A 16790-nucleotide genomic window follows, 5' to 3' on the forward strand; every position below is an offset into this window, starting at 1 on the left:
TTCCGCGCATCAAGTTCGCCATCGAAGGCGGAAAACCGCAGGTAAAGCGCTCCTTGAAAGGTGGCTGGAGCGCTAGCGTTCCACTGGCCCGCCGCTCACGCACGTCGTGATCGTGGAAACGCGGGTCCGGGCGTGCGCCGGGAGCCGCTCGGTGGAGACGGGGGTCGGCGTGCGCGTGGTCGTGCGGAACGTCATGGGCGGACGCGCCCTCGCGGTGGCGCCCGTCTTGGCGCTCGGGGCGCTGGGGGCCCTTGGGGCGTCGGGGGTGCTCGGGGTGCTCGTGGTGCTCGGGGCCTGTGCTCCCGAGCCGCCGACGTCCCCGGCCGCCATCGTGACACCGCCCCCGCACGCCGCGAGGCCGTCGGCGCCTCCGCCGTCGCCCGAGCCGCTCCACGTCTACGCGGCCGACAAGCCGGGAATGATCAGCCCGATGGCCGCGGGCTTCCCCTCGCTCGTCTACGTTCCCAACAGCGAGAGCGACACCGTCGACGTCATCGACCCGAAGACCTACAAGATCATCCGGCACTTCCCGGTCGGCGGCCGCCCGCAGCACGTCGTGCCCTCCTGGGACCTGAAGACGCTGTGGGTCAACAACAACACGGGCAACTCCCTCACCCCGATAGACCCGCGGACCGGTGAACCCGGCAAGCCTGTGCAGGTTGAGGATCCCTACAACCTGTACTTCACGCCGGACGGCCGCTACGCGCTCGTCATGGCGGAGCGTAACAACGAGCTCGACCTCCGCGACCCGCACACCATGCGCCTGGAGCATTCGCTGCCACTGCCCTGCCGCGGGATCAACCACGGCGACTTCACCGCCGACGGCTCCGTCTTCCTCGCCAGCTGCGAGTTCTCCGGCGAGCTCGTCGCCATCGACTGGAAGCGGCCGCGGGTGCGGCACGTGATCGAATTGAGCCAACGGAGCATGCCGCAGGACGTGAAGCTCTCGCCCGACGGCACGGTGTTCTACGTGGCCGACATGAGCCGGGACGGGCTCTGGCTTATCGACGCCGCCACCTTCAAAAAGATCGGGTTCATGAGGACAGGCGCGGGAGCGCACGGCCTGTACGTCAGCCGCGACTCCCGAGATCTTTACGTCTCCAACCGGGGAGCCGGATCGGTCTCCGTCGTCTCGTTCGCGAGACGCGAGGTGGTCGGCACCTGGCACATACCGGGTGGCGGCTCGCCCGACATGGGCGGCCTGTCGGCCGACGGCCGGAGGCTCTGGCTGAGCGGCCGCTATGACGGTGTCGTCTACGTGTTCTCTACCGTGACCGGCAGGCTCATCCACAAGATCCATGTGGGCAGCGGGCCGCACGGACTGTGCGTCTACCCGCAGCCCGGCCGCTACTCACTCGGCCACACCGGAATCTTCCGATGAAGGCGCCGATGAGGCGGCGCGGGTTCCTGCTCCTGGCCGGTCTGTGGACGGCGGCGTCCGGCTGCTCGGGACAGGCGCCGGGCCTCGCCGCGCGGCCGGAGCCGGCTCCGGCCACGAAGCCGGTGCCCACCCCTGGACCGGTGCCCCGCCGGCTCCCGCCCGAGGTCGAGCACGGGCCGCGGAACCGGCCGCTCGTGGCCCTGACCTTCCACGGCGCCGGACCCCGCCGGCTCGCCGAGCAGGTCCTCGCGGCGATCGAGCGGACTGGGGGAGCGGCGACGATCCTCGCGGTCGGCACCTGGCTCGACCAGTATCCCGCGATCGCCCGGCGCATCCTCGACGGCGGCCATGACCTCGGCAACCACACCCAGCATCACCTCGACATCTCGACGATGGACGCGTCCGCCGCTCGCGAGGAGATCGAGGAGTGCGCCGCGCGCCTGCGGGCGCTCACCGGATCGGCCGGTTCGTGGTTCCGGCCGTCGGCGAGCCGGGTCGCCACGCCGCTCATCCGCCGGCTGTCGGCCGACGCCGGCTATCGCACCTGCCTCTCGTATGACGTCGACTCGCTCGACTACACCGACCCCGGCCCGGCCGCCGTGACGGCCAACGTCCTCAGCGCCGTACGGCCCGGCTCGATCATCAGCCTGCACCTCGGCCATCCCGGTACGGCTGCCGCCCTGCCCGCGATGCTGGACGGCCTCAAGCACAAGGCGCTGCGGCCCGTCACCGTGACAGCGCTCCTGGCACCGTGAACCTCGGTTTCAACCTCGGTCGGAGCCTGGTGGCGCAGAGAGTGGTGGCGCTCCCGGCCGGTTGACGCGGCGAGGAGCGCCGATCCGCGGATGACGTGTCCGCTAGGGCGTCGGCCTGCGGAAACCGCCGCCGCCCGGCCGGCCGCGCTCGGCCATGCCGAACCGCATGGTGGCCAGGCCCAGGAGCAGGATGATCGCGCCCGTGATCACGTTGTTCACGACCGTCCCCGTGGTCGCGTGTCCGCGGATGACCCACGGCGCGACGATGGTCCACACGCCGATGGCGGGTGCGACCCAGGAGATGCCGTAGGTGCGGCCAAACGCCGAGCTGAACCCGAGTGCCAAGAGCGCGACCAGGATGCCCGTGATCAGGTTGTTGACGGTGAACGGGCTCAATCTATGGAACCCGACGATCCAGGGCGAGAGCGCGAGATACGTGCCCGCCAGCAGTGTGAGGCCGTCGGCCAGCTGCGCCCTCGGATTCGCCGCGGCGGCCTCGTAGCGTGCGCGCATCTGCACGATGTCCGGATGCGTCCCGATGTCTGCGGGGTGCGTCATCTGGCACACCACCCTTCTGAGGCGTGGAAGATTCCCTCTTTCCTACCTTACGCCTGATTCGTCCGTTTAATCCTGATTCGGGATGGCGGTGACGTGCGTCACTACTGGGAGGGGCCCGTGTTTAGGCCCCTCACCAGGGGAAAGGGGAACGCCACGAATCCGTGAGACCCGCGAGGGAGCGAACCTATGGGGACCGAGGACAAGTTCAACAACAAGGCCGAAGAGTTCGCCGGAAAGGCGAAGGAGGGCCTCGGCAAGGTCACCGACGACGAGAGTCTCGAGGCCGAGGGCCGGGCCGACCAGAGCAAGAGCCACGTCAAGCAGGCCGGCGAGAAGGTCAAGGACGCCGCCGGCAAGGTCAAGGACGCCTTCAAGGATTGATCAAGTGGCAGGCGTGGGGACGAGGGACGGCTGGAGATCTCGGCATCGTCGCGTGCCGCGTCCGCTCGTCCCCGGGGCCGTGATTCCCTGGAGGCGGGGCTCAGGCGGCTTGGGGGAAGGTGACGCGGAACCCGGACGTGACGAGGGACTGCACGAGGCGCATGAGGAGCGCCTCCAGGAGCATCAGAGCCGCCTTGGCGAGGATGGCGGCGAGGAATTCAGACACTTGATACCTCATTGGGACAAAATTACGTTCCAGGGCATAGTGTCCCATAAACATACCTAAAACGGCATAGCTCAGGTTACCGTTCGGTGAACGATCGGTGGCCGTTACGGGTACGTCTTCTCGATCATCCGGCCGAGCAGGCCTGCCGCCCCGGCCGAGCCGAGCCCGATGGCCCATCCGAAGGGGCCGACCGGGCGGGACCCGAAGAAGTGGCTGAGGCCGGGCGTCGAGACGATCAGCGCGAGGGCGCCCATCGAGGACAACGCGGCGATGGTGACCGTGCGGTCCCTTCCTCCCGCCGTCAGGGTCCGCAGCAGCTGCGCCGACACGAGGCCGATCAGCCCGATCGTGTCCGCCCGGCCGCGGGTGCCCGTCATCCGGCCGAGCAGCCACGCGGCGCTCGCCGCGGCGGCCGTCGTCACGGCCCGCACGTTGATGTCCCGGGTCAGGGCCGACCCCAGCGACGCTTCCGGCCCCTCGGCCAGCAGCCTCTCGGCGCTCTTCTCGGCGCTCTTCTCCGGGCCGGCGGCGTCCGGCGCCCGTACGGCGACCGCCATGGCGGGCAGCATGTCGGTGAGCAGGTTGACCAGGAGCAACTGCCGGGCGTTCAGCGCGCTCCGCCCGGTCAGCACGCTCGACCCGACGGTGAAGACGATCTCTCCGATGTTGCCGCCGAGCAGGATGCCGAGCGCGTCGCGGACCGAGCCCCACATCGCCCTGCCCTCGGCGATCGCGTCGATGATCGTCTCGATGCGGTCGTCGGTCACCACGATGTCGGCGGCGGCCCGTGCTGCCGGGGTGGCGCGAGACCCGAGGGCCACGCCCACGTCGGCGAGGCGGATCGCGGGGACGTCGTTGGCCCCGTCACCGGTGACCGCGACGACCTTCCCGGACCGGCGCAGCGCGGAGACGATCCGCGCCTTGTGGGTGGGCGTGACGCGCGCGAAGACCGACACCTCCGGCAGCACCGCCACCAGCTCGTCGTCGCCCATCCCGTCGAGCTCCGGACCGGTCATGACCCGCAGCCCGTTGACCGCGTTGATCTCGGCGGCGATCGCCTCGGCCGTGCTCGGATGGTCGCCGGTGAGCATGACGACGCGGACACCGGCCTTCATCAGGCCCTCGACGCTCCGGGCCGCGGTGGGCCGCACAGGGTCGGCGAGACCGAGGAACCCGAGGAAGCACAGCCGGTCGACCCGCGACTCGTCCAGGTCGGCGCGGCTTGAGGCGGCCCGCTCGGCCACGGCGAGCACCCGGTAGCCCCGCAGCGCGAGCCGTTCGACCTCCGCCTCGAGCATCCGCCTGCCCGCCTCGTCGAGCTCCACCTCCCGCCCGTCGCGGAGCCGGGTCGCGCACCGGGTCAGCACGACCTCCGGGGCGCCCTTGACGCTGAGCACATGGCCGGATTCCGACAGGCCGAGGACGGCGTGGTAGCCCCGGGCCGGCTCGAACGGCATCTCGTCGACCCGCCGCCACTCCGCCAGCCCTTCCTGCGGCGTCACGCCGAGGCTCTCCGCCCCGCCCACCACCGCCCGGTCGGTCGGGTGGGCCAGGGCCCGCCCGCCTCCCGACTTCGGCCCGGCCCGCAGCGCCGCCGCCACCACCCGCCGGAGCCGCGGCGTCATCACGCCGTCGGCCATGCCCGCGGCCTCGCCGTCGGAGACCCGGCGCAGGCTGATGTGCCCTTCGGTCAGCGTCCCGGTCTTGTCGAAGCACAGGACGTCGACCCGCCCGAGCGCCTCGATCGTCGAGGGGTTGCGGACCAGCGCCTTCCGCGCGGAGAGCCTCTTGGCGGCCGCCAGCTCCGCGAGCGTCGCGACGAAGGGCAAACCCTCCGGAACGGCCGCGACCGCCAGACTGATCGCGGGACCGAGCGCCCGTGACAGCGACGAGCCGCGCATCAGCTCGACGGCCATCAGGACGACCCCCGAGCCGATCGCCGCCGGGAGGATGCGGCGGCTCAGCTCCCGCAACCGTATCTCCACGCCGCTCGGAGGGGGACCCCCTCGGCCCAGCCTGGCGGTCCGGCCCGCCTCGGTCTCCTCGCCCGTGGCCACGACCACCGCGAGGCCGTGCCCCGCGGCCACCGAGCTGCCCTCGTACACCATGGAGCTCCGGTCGGCCACCGCGGGCGCGGCGGTGGGGGCCGTGCCCTTGCCCACGAGCTGCGACTCCCCGGTCAGCGTGGACTCGTCGATCTCCAGGCCGACCGCCTTGAGCAGCCTGCCGTCCGCCGGTACGGCGTCGCCCGCGCGCAGCTCGATCACGTCGCCCGCGACCAGATCCCCGGCGGTGGCCGCGCAGCCGCCGTCCCCGCCCTTGCCGCCGTCGTCCCAGTCCGGGCGGCGCAGCCGTACCCGCACGGCGGTGGCCTCGGAAAGCGTCCGAAGCACCCGGCCGGCGTCGCGCCGCTGCGCCCCGCCGACCACGGCGTTGACCACCATCACCCCGGCGATCAGCACGGCGTCCAGGACCGAGCCGATCACCGCCGACACTCCCGCGCCCGCCGCGAGCACCGGGGTCAGCGGGTTGGCGAGCTCCTCCACGGAGGCGCGCGCCAGGGACTGCGGCCCCGCGTCGCCGAGCCGCGTGGACAGGGTCCTCCGCTGTACGGCCTCCGCCTCGCTCAACCCGTTGGCGGAGGAGTTCAGCCGGGTCAGGACGTCTCTCGTCGTCATCGCATGCCATGGCGTGCCGTCGGCCGTGATCGGCGCCTCGCCGTTCCCGGCCCGCCGTCCCGACCACGTCCCCATCGCCAGGGAGGCGAGCGAGGTGCCGTCGGCCACGAGATGCGCCCGCCGTACGGCGGTGCGCTCGGGGCCCAGCACCGCGAGGCCGCCCCCGATGACCGCCGCCGCCGCGGCAAGCCGCACGCTGAGCTCGCTCACCGCCCTGGCCGAGGGCAGACAGCGGAGCAGCACGTGCGCCGTGTCGAGATCGGCCAGGACATCCGCGTCCCACGGCACGGAATCTCCGACCGGGGGGCTGGGCGAGGGGTCCGCGGGCACGGGGTCGCGGGCCACGTGGCGTCCGAGCAGGCCGATGCCGAGGTCGGCCTGGCGGAGCGCGTCCCGCGACCGCTTCGCCACCAGGGCCACGCCATGCCCTTCCGCCTGCAGGGTCCGGACGGTCTCCGCGAGGCGCCGGCCGCCCGCGACCTGGTCGGCGGCCAGCCTCCGGCCGAGCCAGGGCTCCCCACCGGCGATCAGCACCTGGCACGTGCTCCTCGGCGCGTCCACCAGACTCCCGGCCAGCGGGTGGAGCTCGGGAGCCAGCCCCACCAGGGCCACCACGGAACCGTCCCGCCCCACCGCGACCGGGCGGATGCCCAGCTCACGCCAGTGCGCCAACTGCGCGGGCCGGTCCTTCCCGGCGTACGGCTCCGCCTCCCAGCCGTCATACTCCCGCCGGGCCGTGGGGTCGGTCAGATCGAGCAGCGTGTAGAGCCGGGCATGGAGCTCCTCAAGGTCCGGTTCGCGGACGAGGGGGACCACCGCCTCGATCGTCCATGCTCCGGTGGTCAGCGCCGCCGCGTCCAGCACGACCGTGTCCACGCGGTCCATGCGGCGCAGGGCGTGCCGGCTGAGGACGAGGCCGCCGCGTCTCGCCAGCGCCCGGCCCACGGCGCTCGTGAAGGCGTCCCGGCCGGCGCGCGCCGACTTCGGCGTCCCTGTGATGAGCACGGACAGCGCCCGCGAATGGCTCCGGCTCGCGACGAGCGTCAGGCCGTGGGCCGCCAGCGAGACCGGGCTCGCCATGTCGCAGTACCGCTCGATCGCTCCGCGGGGCACAGGCGCGGGCCGCGGCGCCTTCGCCGGTCGGACATGGCGGTAGCCGCCCGCGCGACCGGCGAACTCCGCCTCCCGCCGCGACCAGGCGTCGAGCCCCGCACGGGCCTCGGCGTACCGCCCGGCCGCCGCCAGAGCGTCCACCAGCAGCCCCGTCGGCCGCTGGCCCAGCGTCTGGGTGACGAGCCGCGTGGTGGCGAACAGCAGGTCAGCGGCGTGCACGCCGATGCGGCGCTCCAGTCCCCGGCGCACCCTCGGGGTGTGCTCCGCGAGCTGGACGAGTGTGGGAAGAGTAGGGGGCAGCCGCCAGACGTGCGTGACGCGGCCCGCGAGGGCCAGGCCGGTCCCGGCGAGGCTGCCGGCGAGGCTCAGCGCGGCCCGTGCGTGATGTTCGCGAGCGTCCCGCGCCCAGGCCCCCTCGTCAGTCTCACCTTGAGCCGCCGCCGCGTTCCCCGAAGGCTCGGCATCGCCTGTATCGGATGGGCCGTCGGCGTCGTCCGTGTCGTCCGTGTCGTCCGTGTCGTCCGTGTCGTCCGCGTCGCCGTACAGTTCGTCATCGTCATCGTCATCGTCATCGTCATCGAGTTCGGCGTCGGCGTCGGCGTCGAGTTCCTCCACGATGGCCAGCAGCTTGGCCATGTCGACGGTGGCCGCCTCGCAGGCGACGAAGACGCAGCCGAGCGCGCCGTTGACCTCCGCCCGCGCCATCCCCGCCGCCAGGAGCCGGTCTTCGAGACAGCGGGCGGCCTGCTCGGTGCCCGGGCCGCCGATCGCGTTCAGGGCGATGCGCACTCCGCCCGCGCAGGCCCGCGTACGGCGAGCAAGTGGGATCAGGCTCAGAACGGGGTCGGGCATCAAACTGAGCACCTGGCCGCGCACCAGTGCCGGCAGCGATTCAGCGGACAGCGAGCCGAACGGCCACATGTCGTCTCCGGTGGTCAAAGGTTTGGAAGGCGCGACGGGATCCTCGGACCGGCCACGGGTGATCGGTCCGGCCTACACGAATGCCCATCAGAGACGCAGGGCGACTCCTGCCGGGCCACGGCTGGGCGGGGCGAGCCGGCGAGCACATCCCTCACCCGGCGTCCGCCGTACGCGTGCCCTCACATGGCGTTCGTCATATGGCATTCGCCCGCGCGGCGTTCCCCACGGTGGATAAGCCACTGCGCGTCCGCGCCGGCAAGTGCGTCCGCGGCGAGTGCTTGACGGCGCGTACGTCCGTGCATACGTCTGGCATGCGGGAAGCCACGCCCCGCCGCGACCTGTCATGACGGGGTGGGCGTGGCCTGCGTGCCGTTACCTGGTGGATGTGCCGGAGCGTGCGGTCGCGGTGCTCCTCGGCTGCCTCCCGGTCTCTGTCCTCGGCTCTGTCCCTGACGCCGTCTCGGTCCGGGACGTCCTCGCTCTGGACGTGGTCCCCGCTCCCGAGGTCGTCCCGGCCCTGGACGCCGTCCCGGCTCTGGACGCTGTGCCTGCTCGGGACGTCGTGCCGGCTCCCGGCGTCGCCCGCGTTCTGGGCTTCGCGGTTCTTGAGGCCGCGCCCGCTCTCGTAGCCGTCCTCGGCCGCGCCTCCGCGCCGGCGCCCTCGGCCGCCTGTTCGGCCGGACGCTCGGCGGTCCGCGTGGTCCTCGGAGGCGTGGTGTCCCTCTGCCCGCGCAGAGGGGACCAGCGCTGCTCGCGGGTGCGCTGCGCGATCATCGTCCCCGCGCCGATAGCGGCCGCCACCGGCCAGTCGATCAAGCCGAGGACCGCGAGCGCGCCGAGCCCGCCGTAGTAGACCACCCGCTCGGGCGGAGGCAGGAAGGTGCGCGCGATGTCCATGGCCTGCCCCATCTCGCGCCGGCTGACATGCGGCAGCTCCACATGCGGCAGATGCAGCTCCGGCGGCCTTACCTGGATGCGCAGGAAGGGCAGGTTCAGGTTGAACTGGTGACTCGTGTCCTCCGCCATCGCGGGCCGGGGCGGTTCGGGCGCCGTACGCGCGCGGGACGGACGTGTCGTCTGGGTCACTGTCATGGTTCCTCCCCCGAGGGAACTCCCCGATGTGACGGTGGGGCTGGTCTAGCCACCCGTGAGGTCCACGAGTGAGAACGACCTATCCATCCTCCGTCGTGATATCAGGGGTTTCTGCTGCTTACAGGTGTTATTTGCCCACTTTTGCAGGATCCATCGTGGTCTGGGGCAGGCGCCTCAGCGATCCATGACATGGAGGGACGGCGAGCTCAGGCTCAGGGGTTCCGGCCCCCGAGAGCCGCACACCACGACGTCCGCCACCCTGGCGCCGAACAGCTCGGGCAGGAAGATGCCCGGTTCCAGGCACACCGTCATACCGGGCGAGAAGACCTCGTCCGACGCGGGCCGGGGGCCCTCCTCGGGGCTGAGCCCGATGCCGCGCGCCTGCCGTCCGGCGGCGTAGTGCCCGTAACCGCTGCCGTCGATCACCTCCCTGGCGATCCTGGCGGGCTCGGCGGCCGGGACGCCGGGCCGTACGGCCTCCAGCGCGGCGTGCTGTGCGGAGAGGACCACGGAGTACATCGCCTCGAAGTCGTCGGGCGGCTCGGCCACCGCGAAGACCCGGGCGACCTCCGCGCAGTAGCCGTCCCACCGGCCGCACACCGAGACGAGCAGCGCGTCCCCCGGATTGATCACCCGGTCGCAGGGCGTGTGCGCGGCGACGGCCGTGTGCTCGCCGGCCGCGACGACGACGGAGATCACGTCCTCGCAGCCGGTCTCCGCGAGCACGGCCCGGAGCCGGAAGGCCATCGCCCGCTCGGTCGCGCCGAACCACGCAAGCTCGCGAGCGGACAGCAGCACCGCGTCCGCCGCCGAGGCCGCACGCCGCATCGCGGCCACCTCCTCCGGCCGCTTCCGCAGCCGCAGCGGGGCCAGCACGGCCGACGCCAGCATCAGCTCGGTGTCCAGCCCCAGCGCGAACAGCTCCGACGCCCGCATCTCGGGATCGACGGCCACACGGCGGGCCGACGAGGGGATGAGCGCCGCCGCCTCGGCGGGAGCGGCCACCGTGCTGAGCGGCCCGTCGGGGGTTAGGACCAGGTAGCCGCCCCCACGGCCGCCCAGATAGCGGAAATCGGGGGAGGGGCGCAGCACCAGGGCATCGGCCCCCGCCTCGGCCATTCCCGCCCGCACATCCTCGATCATGCCGTTCAGGCCGGTCCGGTCGTCGCCGGCCTCGTCGTGGGTTCGTGCAGCCAGCAGGCGACCGGGCCGAACTCGGGCTCCCGATCCCGGCAGATGTCCATCACGAGCGGGCAGCGCGGGTGGAACCGGCAGCCCGAGGGCGGATCGGCCGGGTCCGGAACGTCTCCCGGCAGCTCCGCCGGGAGCACGCCCGCGCCGTCCGGGGCGGGGATCGCGCCGAGCAGGGCCCGGGTGTACGGATGTCTCGGATCGGCCCAGACCTCGGCCGTCGGCCCGGTCTCCACGATCTTCCCGAGATACATCACCGCGATCCGGTCCGCGATCAGCCGCACCACGGACAGGTCGTGGCTGATGAACAGCAGGCCCGCGCCGGACTCCACGGCCAGGTCGCGCATGAGCCTCGCCACCTGCGACTGGGCCGAGGCGTCGAGCGCGGAGATCGGCTCGTCCCCGATCAGCAGGGACGGCCCGGCCGCCAGAGCCCTGGCGATCGCGATCCGCTGCCGCTGGCCGCCGGAGAACTCGTGCGGGAACCGCCGGGCGAAGTCGCGCGGCAGCCCCACCCGTTCCAGCAGGTCGGCCGGGGTGGTCGCCGTGTCACCCGCCGTACGGAGCCCGTCGGCGATCTGGGCTCCCACCCGGCGGCGCGGGTTGAGCGAGGCGTAGGGGTCCTGGAAGACCATCTGGACCCCGGTCAGCGTCCGGTCCCGGCGGCGCAGGCCGAGCGGGGTGACGAGGTGGCCGCCGACCTCGATCTTCCCGGAGGCGGCCGGGTGGAGGCCGCAGACCGCGCGGGCCAGGGTCGACTTGCCGCATCCGGACTCGCCGACGAGACCGACCACCTCCCCGGCCTCGACGGTCAGGCTGGCCCCCGCGACGGCACGCACATGGGGACGGCCGGGCGCGCGGTGCTCGACGACCAGATCGTCCACGGTCAACAGCGTCATCGCGGCTCCCCCCCAAGAGTCAGATCCTGGCCCGGCGTTTCGCGGCCCGGCGTCCCGGTCCCGACGGTCTCGCCGGGGAGGGCGTCCAGCAGGGCGCGGGTGTAGGGGTGGCGGGGCTCGCGCAGCACCTGCCCGCGCGGCCCCGTCTCCACGACCAGACCGTCCTTCATCACGCTCACCTCGTCCGCGACCGCCGACATCACGCCCAGGTCGTGCGTGACGAGCAGCACGGCCAGGCCGAGGTCGTCGCAGAGACCGCGGAGCAGCCGGAGGACGCCCGCCTGCACGGTCACGTCGAGCGCGGTCGTGGGCTCGTCGGCGATGAGCACCTTCGGCTCGCAGGCCAGCGCGATCGCGATCGCGATCCGCTGCCGCATGCCGCCGGAGAACTGGTGCGGGTAGCGGTCGATCGCCGCCTCCGGGCCGGGGATCCGCACCTTGGCGAGCAGTTCGAGGGCCCTGGCCCGCGCCTCCTTCGCGCCGAGGCCGAGGTGGTGGCGCATGTGCTCGGTGAGCTGGCGGCCGACGGTCAGCATCGGGTGGAGGCTGGTCGCCGGGTCCTGGAACACCATGGCGATCTCCGCGCCGCGCACGACGTTGAGCTCCTTGGTGGACAGGCCCAGCAGGTCGCGGCCCGCCAGCTCGATCCGGCCGGCCGTACGGGATCCGTGGGGGAGCAGGCCCAGCACGGCGAGGCCGGTCATGGTCTTGCCCGAGCCGCTCTCGCCGGCCAGGCCGTGCACGCGGCCGGCCCGGACTTCCAGGTCGACGCCGTGCAGGATCTCGGAGCCGCCGATGGAGACCTTGAGGGCACTGATCGTGAGCGTCACAGCGCACGCTCCTTGATGGCGCGGGCGGTCCGGGGGTCGAGCGCGTCCCGCAGCGTGTCGCCGAGGAAGTTGAACGCCAGGACCACGGTCAGAATGGCCAGGCCGGGGAACGTCGCGACCCACCAGCTGTCGAACACCTCCACGCCCGAGGCGACCATCGCGCCCCATTCCGGGGAGGGGGGCTTCGCGCCGAGGCCGAGGAACGACAGGCCGGACAGCAGCAGCAGCGCGGTGCCGATGTCGAGGGTCGCGAGCACCAGGACGGGGCCCGTGACGTTGGGCAGGACGTCGACCCGCAGGGACCGCCACGCGGAGAACCCGAGAAGCCGGCCGCTCACCACGAACTCGCGCCCCCGCACGCCCAGCACGAGCCCGCGGGTCACGCGGGCGTAGGCGGGCCAGGCGACGACCAGCACGGCGAGCACGGCGTTGGTCAGACTCGCCCCCAGGGCGGCCGCCACGACCATGGCGAGGATCACGGTGGGGAAGGCGAACACGAGGTCGGCCAGCCGCATGATCGTCTCATCCGCCCACTTACCGAAATATCCGGCGACGGCTCCCAGCAGGCCCCCGATCAGGACCGACAGCACCACGAGGAGCAGCGTGAGCGGGATCGAGACCCGCGCGCCGTACATCACCCTGCTGAGGACGTCCCGGCCGAGCTGGTCGGTGCCGAACCAGTGCCCGGAGCCCGGCGGCGCGAGCCGCGGCAGGTCCTGGGCGAGCGGATCGTGCGGCGCCAGCAGGGGAGCGGCGAGCGCGACCACGATCCAGGCGACCGCCACGACGCCCCCGGCGACCGCGAGGGGCTGCCGCCATGCCTCCGGCAATCGCGCGGTCAGGCTCCCACCTGTCAGACTCCCACGGAGACCCGCACGTCGTTTCACGAGACCCTCACTCTCGGGTCGATGACGCCGTACAGGACGTCGACGACGAGGTTGATGATCAGGTAGACCCCGCCCACCACCAGGCCGACGCCCATGACGGCGGGCAGGTCGAGGGTCGTGGCGCTCTTGTAGGCGTACTGGCCGACGCCGGGCCACGCGAAGACCGCCTCGACGAGGACCGTGCCGGACAGCAGGCTGCCGAACGCGAGACCGGCCACCGTGATGATCGGCACGAGCGCCGGGCGCACGACGTACCGGAACAGGATCACCCGTCCCGGCAGGCCCTTCGCGCGGGCCGCGCGCACGTAGTCCTGCCCGAGCACCTCCAGCACCGCCGATCGGGTGAAGCGGGTGAGCAGGCCGATCGTGTAGAGGGCCAGCACGAGCGCCGGAGCGATCAGGTGCCCGATGGCGGACGAGAACACGTCCCACTGGCCCGCGAGCGCGGAGTCGATCGTGTAAAGGCCCGTGACGTGCGGCGGAGCGGTCATGCCCGGGTCGATCCGGCCGCTGCCCGGCGTGACCTGCAGCCGGTAGAAGAAGATGTAGAACGCCACCAGCGCCAGCCAGAACGTCGGCACCGAGATGCCCACCAGGCTCAGGACGCGCAGCACGTGGTCGGGTAGCCGGTCCCGGCGCAGCGCCGCGAACACGCCGAACGCCACGCCCAGCACGAGGGAGACCAGGATCGCGGCCCCCGCCAGCTCGAGCGTGGCCGGCACGAAGTCGGCCAGGTCCTCGCTGACCGGGCGGTGGCTCTGCTGGCTCTCCCCGAGGTCGCCGTGGACCAGGCCGCCGAGATACAGCAGGTACTGCTGCGGGAGCGGCTTGTCGAGGCCGTGGTCCGCCCGCCACTGGGCCACGATCGCCGGGTCCCCGAGCGCCCGCTGGCCGAGGTTGGCCGACACCGGGTCGCCCGGGACCAGGTTGGTCAGCACGAACGTGACCAGCGTGATCCCGAGCGCCAGCAGCAGCGCGGTGACGACCCTGCGGACCAGGAACCGGGCCAGCGGGCTCCTCTTGCGCGAAGCCCTACTGGGTGCCTTGCCCGTTTTACTTGGTGCCGAGGTCGGCGACATCGACGGTCCACACCGGGTTGTACGTGAGGCCCGTGACGGAGGCCGCCGTCACGATGTTCTGGCTCGGCTGGATGAGCGGGATGAACGGGCCGGAGGCGTTGAGCTTCGTCTGGATGTCGACGTAGGCCTGCTTGCGGGCGTCGTCGCCCACCGTGGTGGCCGCCTTCTCACCGGCCGCCTCCAGCTCCTTGTCCGCCCCGGCCTTCCACCCGGCCCGCAGGCCGACCAGCTTGCCGGGCAGGAAGGCCAGGTAGTCGCTCGGGTCCGGGTAGTCCGGGCCCCAGTACCACAGGCCGAGCTGCTCCTTGCCGTTGCGGTAGTTGTCCAGCGCCGTCGTGACCGGAGAAGGCGCCAGCTCCACGGTGATGCCGACCTCCTTGAGGTTGGCCTGGATCCGCTCGGCGACGGGCTGCAGGGACAGCCCGTTCACGGTCAGCTCGCTCGGGTACTCCAACTTGACCGTCGGGTTCGCCGCGCCGCTCTCCTTGAGCGCGGCCTTGGCGCCCTCGACGTCGCGCTTGACGACCTGGTCCGCCGGCAGCGCGCCGAGCAGCATCGACGGGATCACGCCGGGCGCCTGCACCGAGCCCTCGCCCGCGAGTTCCAGCAGGCCCGGGTAGTCGAGGCCCTTGCGGACCGCCTCCGCGAACTTGGGGCTGGAGGTGACCTTGCTGACCGACGGGTCCTGGTTCGCCAGCAGGAACACCACGTTGGCCGAGGCCGTCTTGGTGACCTGGAGGCCGCCCGAGATGCCGGCGAGCTGGTCGCCCGACAGGTCCAGCGCGACCTGGCTGTCCCCGCGCTGGACGTTGAGCTTCTGCGTCGCCGCCTGAACGTTGCGGATGACGACCTTGTCGTAGACCGGCTTGCGGGCGCCCCAGTACTTCGCGTTCCGCTTCAGCACGACCTCGCTGCTCACGTTGAGCGACTCGATCGTGTACGGCCCCGAGCCCGCGGACGCGGAGTTCAGGTACTGCTCGGCCTTGTCGGCCGTGTCCGTGGTGGCCCCGTGCTCCTTGGCGACCTTGGAGTTGAGGATGCCGAGCGCGGGGTTCGGCAGGATGAACGGCAGCGCGGGGTTGGGGGTCTTCGACGTGAGCGTGATCGTCGTCTCGTCGGTCTTGGCGATCTCCACCCCGTCGAGCAGGAACGACGGCGTGCCCTTCATGTCGCGCACGCGGGTCAGCGAGAAGACCACGTCGTCGGCGGTGACGGGGGAGCCGTCGGCGAAGGTGGCGCCCTGCCGCAGCTTGAGCGTCAGCTTGGTGCCGTCGGACGACATGTCGTAGGACTCGGCGAGGTCCGGCACCGGCTTGGTCAGATCGCCGCCGTTGAAGGTCAGCAGCGTGTCATAGGCCGCCTTGCCGACGATCAGGCCGGTCGGCTCGTAGGTCCGCCCCGGGTCCGCGGTCTTGAGGTTGAAGGAGGTGTCGATCACGAGCGTCTTGCCCGCGCCGCCGCCCGGGGAGCTCTGACTGCTGGACGAGCCGCCACCGGAGCAGGCGGCAAGGGCGAGGAAGCCGGTGAGCACCACCGGCAGCAGGGCTGCCTGCCGCGAACGGGTCGCCATTCTGTGTCCTCCGAAAATGGGCCATGTAGACGTTTGGTCGCCGATCGTCCAGGATTGTCCGGCAGAAAGTCCAGCTCATAAGGCCAAGCCGAGACGAAACTCACATGGAGGATTTGATGATGACCGAAATGTCAAGGAACTCGGGCCAGGATGGTGGCAGGCCTGGACGGATCGGCATCGGCCTCGAGCTCGACGACACCCACCTGAAGATCCTCGAAGTGCTCCGGGAGAACGGGCGGATCTCGGTGGCGGCGCTCGCCGAGCGGGTCGGCATCTCCCGGGCCAACGCGTACACGCGCTTCGAGGCGCTCCGCGCCGACGGCGCGATCAGGCGGTTCACCGCCGAGATCGACCACGCCCGCGCCGGGCTCGGCATCACCGCGCTGATCTTCGTGACCGTCCGGCAGCAGATGTGGCGGCAGTTCCGCGCCCAGCTCGCCCAGATGCCCGAGGTGGAGTACTGCGCGATCACCACCGGCCAGCACGACGCCATGATCCAGGTCAGGGTGGCGGACGTGTCCGCCGTGCACACCATGGTCACCGAGAGGCTCGCCGGCATCCCGGCGGTCAAGGCCACCGAGACGGTGTTCATCCTCGACGAGGTGCTCAGGCGGCCCTATGTCCTGCCCAGCGACCTGCCCAAGGACCGGGGCCCCGGCCAGCCGCCCCGCCGGCCCGTCCCCGAGCCCGCGCAGGATCCGGTGCCGCTAGGCATGACCCGCTTCGTCGGCGCCGCCGAGGGCCGCGCCTCCCTGCGAAAGGAGCCCTGAGAACAGGGGATCTCGCTGGTCAGCGGATCTCGGCGCACACGCTGACGTGCGTGGCGTCGTCGCCGGCGAACTGGAACTCCTCGACCAGCCGCAGACCGCCGTCGGCCAGGGTCTCGATGCGGCTGCTGCTCTGCCCGCCCGCGCGCTGGCCGTTCTTGAGCAGGTGGACGTAGGAAAGCTCGATCCGGTCGGCGTCTCGGGTGCCGACGAAGTGGCCGTGTATCACGGTGTCGCCGGCGTAGCTTCCCCAGATGACCCCACCGGACTCCTCGTATTCGAACCGGGTGGGATCGACCGGGTCGACGGAGCTCGCCGTCGAGCTGACCATGACGAATCTGCGGCCGTTGAGGAGGTCCTTGTCATTTACGACGTCGTTCACGACACCGCATCGTGCCGGTCTTCCGCGAGAGCGCAACTCGGGCTGGACGTTTCTCTCACAATCACTGTCAGGCGTAGTGA

Annotated in this window: 15 protein-coding genes; 5 read left to right on the forward strand and 10 right to left on the reverse strand. The window is 71.8% G+C overall.

The annotated features are described in order from the left end of the window. Positions 1 to 112 precede the first annotated feature (112 nt). Together N5079_RS08225 and N5079_RS08230 are read left to right on the forward strand one after the other, a co-directional pair. Positions 113 to 1381: a YncE family protein gene (locus N5079_RS08225; protein WP_261582991.1), complete on the forward strand. Its 1269-nt coding sequence runs from the start codon at positions 113 to 115 to the stop codon at positions 1379 to 1381. Then, a complete protein-coding gene (locus tag N5079_RS08230) occupies positions 1378 to 2136 on the forward strand; it encodes a polysaccharide deacetylase family protein (protein ID WP_261582992.1) in 759 nt (252 codons plus the stop codon). The genes N5079_RS08225 and N5079_RS08230 overlap by 4 nt, the downstream gene beginning before the upstream one ends. 102 nt (positions 2137 to 2238) lie before the next feature. On the opposite strand, the gene N5079_RS08235 is transcribed toward N5079_RS08230, so the two are convergent. After that, positions 2239 to 2694 carry an SPW repeat protein gene (locus N5079_RS08235; protein WP_261582993.1) on the reverse strand — a complete coding sequence of 152 codons (456 nt, stop codon included), beginning with the start codon at positions 2692 to 2694 and terminating at the stop codon, positions 2239 to 2241. A 186-nt stretch (positions 2695 to 2880) separates the two neighbouring features. Here N5079_RS08235 and N5079_RS08240 point away from each other — a divergent pair, with 186 nt between their 5' ends. Further along, entirely contained in the window at positions 2881 to 3075 is a 195-nt protein-coding gene (locus N5079_RS08240) for a CsbD family protein (RefSeq protein ID WP_261582994.1), read from the forward strand. 100 nt (positions 3076 to 3175) lie between these two features. Here N5079_RS08240 and N5079_RS08245 read toward each other — a convergent pair whose 3' ends face one another. Continuing rightward, positions 3176 to 3301, reverse strand: a complete 126-nt coding sequence (locus tag N5079_RS08245; protein ID WP_261582995.1) for a hypothetical protein — start codon at positions 3299 to 3301, stop codon at positions 3176 to 3178. A gap of 104 nt (positions 3302 to 3405) precedes the next feature. Then, positions 3406 to 8031, reverse strand: coding sequence for a cation-translocating P-type ATPase (locus tag N5079_RS08250; protein WP_261582996.1), 4626 nt, complete (start codon positions 8029 to 8031; stop codon positions 3406 to 3408). A gap of 361 nt (positions 8032 to 8392) precedes the next feature. Here N5079_RS08250 and N5079_RS08255 point away from each other — a divergent pair, with 361 nt between their 5' ends. Further along, positions 8393 to 8863 carry a hypothetical protein gene (locus N5079_RS08255; RefSeq protein ID WP_261582997.1) on the forward strand — a complete coding sequence of 157 codons (471 nt, stop codon included), beginning with the start codon at positions 8393 to 8395 and terminating at the stop codon, positions 8861 to 8863. Positions 8864 to 9279: 416 nt separating this feature from the next. Here N5079_RS08255 and N5079_RS08260 read toward each other — a convergent pair whose 3' ends face one another. The 6 genes from N5079_RS08260 to N5079_RS08285 are packed head-to-tail and all read right to left on the reverse strand — an operon-like array spanning position 9280 to position 15561. Next, the gene (locus tag N5079_RS08260; RefSeq protein WP_261582998.1) at positions 9280 to 10248 is read right to left on the reverse strand and encodes a M24 family metallopeptidase; all 969 of its coding nucleotides are present in this window, start codon (positions 10246 to 10248) and stop codon (positions 9280 to 9282) included. Between the two features lie 5 nt (positions 10249 to 10253). Then, a complete protein-coding gene (locus N5079_RS08265; protein WP_261582999.1) occupies positions 10254 to 11195 on the reverse strand; it encodes an ABC transporter ATP-binding protein in 942 nt (313 codons plus the stop codon). Then, complete coding sequence (locus N5079_RS08270; protein WP_261583000.1) at positions 11192 to 12025, reverse strand: ABC transporter ATP-binding protein; 834 nt, start codon at positions 12023 to 12025, stop codon at positions 11192 to 11194. The genes N5079_RS08265 and N5079_RS08270 overlap by 4 nt, the downstream gene beginning before the upstream one ends. Continuing rightward, positions 12022 to 12855, reverse strand: a complete 834-nt coding sequence (locus N5079_RS08275) for an ABC transporter permease (RefSeq protein WP_261583001.1) — start codon at positions 12853 to 12855, stop codon at positions 12022 to 12024. The genes N5079_RS08270 and N5079_RS08275 overlap by 4 nt, the downstream gene beginning before the upstream one ends. 53 nt (positions 12856 to 12908) lie before the next feature. Then, the gene (locus N5079_RS08280; RefSeq protein ID WP_261583002.1) at positions 12909 to 13991 is read right to left on the reverse strand and encodes an ABC transporter permease; all 1083 of its coding nucleotides are present in this window, start codon (positions 13989 to 13991) and stop codon (positions 12909 to 12911) included. Beyond that, positions 13966 to 15561, reverse strand: coding sequence for an ABC transporter substrate-binding protein (locus N5079_RS08285; protein ID WP_261583003.1), 1596 nt, complete (start codon positions 15559 to 15561; stop codon positions 13966 to 13968). Before N5079_RS08285 ends, N5079_RS08280 begins: the two co-directional genes overlap by 26 nt. A 119-nt stretch (positions 15562 to 15680) precedes the next feature. Between N5079_RS08285 and N5079_RS08290 the strand changes: the two genes are divergently transcribed. After that, the gene (locus N5079_RS08290; protein ID WP_261583004.1) at positions 15681 to 16331 is read left to right on the forward strand and encodes an Lrp/AsnC family transcriptional regulator; all 651 of its coding nucleotides are present in this window, start codon (positions 15681 to 15683) and stop codon (positions 16329 to 16331) included. A 19-nt stretch (positions 16332 to 16350) separates the two neighbouring features. On the opposite strand, the gene N5079_RS08295 is transcribed toward N5079_RS08290, so the two are convergent. Further along, positions 16351 to 16710, reverse strand: a complete 360-nt coding sequence (locus N5079_RS08295) for a hypothetical protein (RefSeq protein WP_261583005.1) — start codon at positions 16708 to 16710, stop codon at positions 16351 to 16353. Positions 16711 to 16790: the final 80 nt, after the last annotated feature.

Source organism: Planotetraspora sp. A-T 1434 (genome assembly GCF_025420585.1).
Classification (GTDB): domain Bacteria; phylum Actinomycetota; class Actinomycetes; order Streptosporangiales; family Streptosporangiaceae; genus JAOEGB01.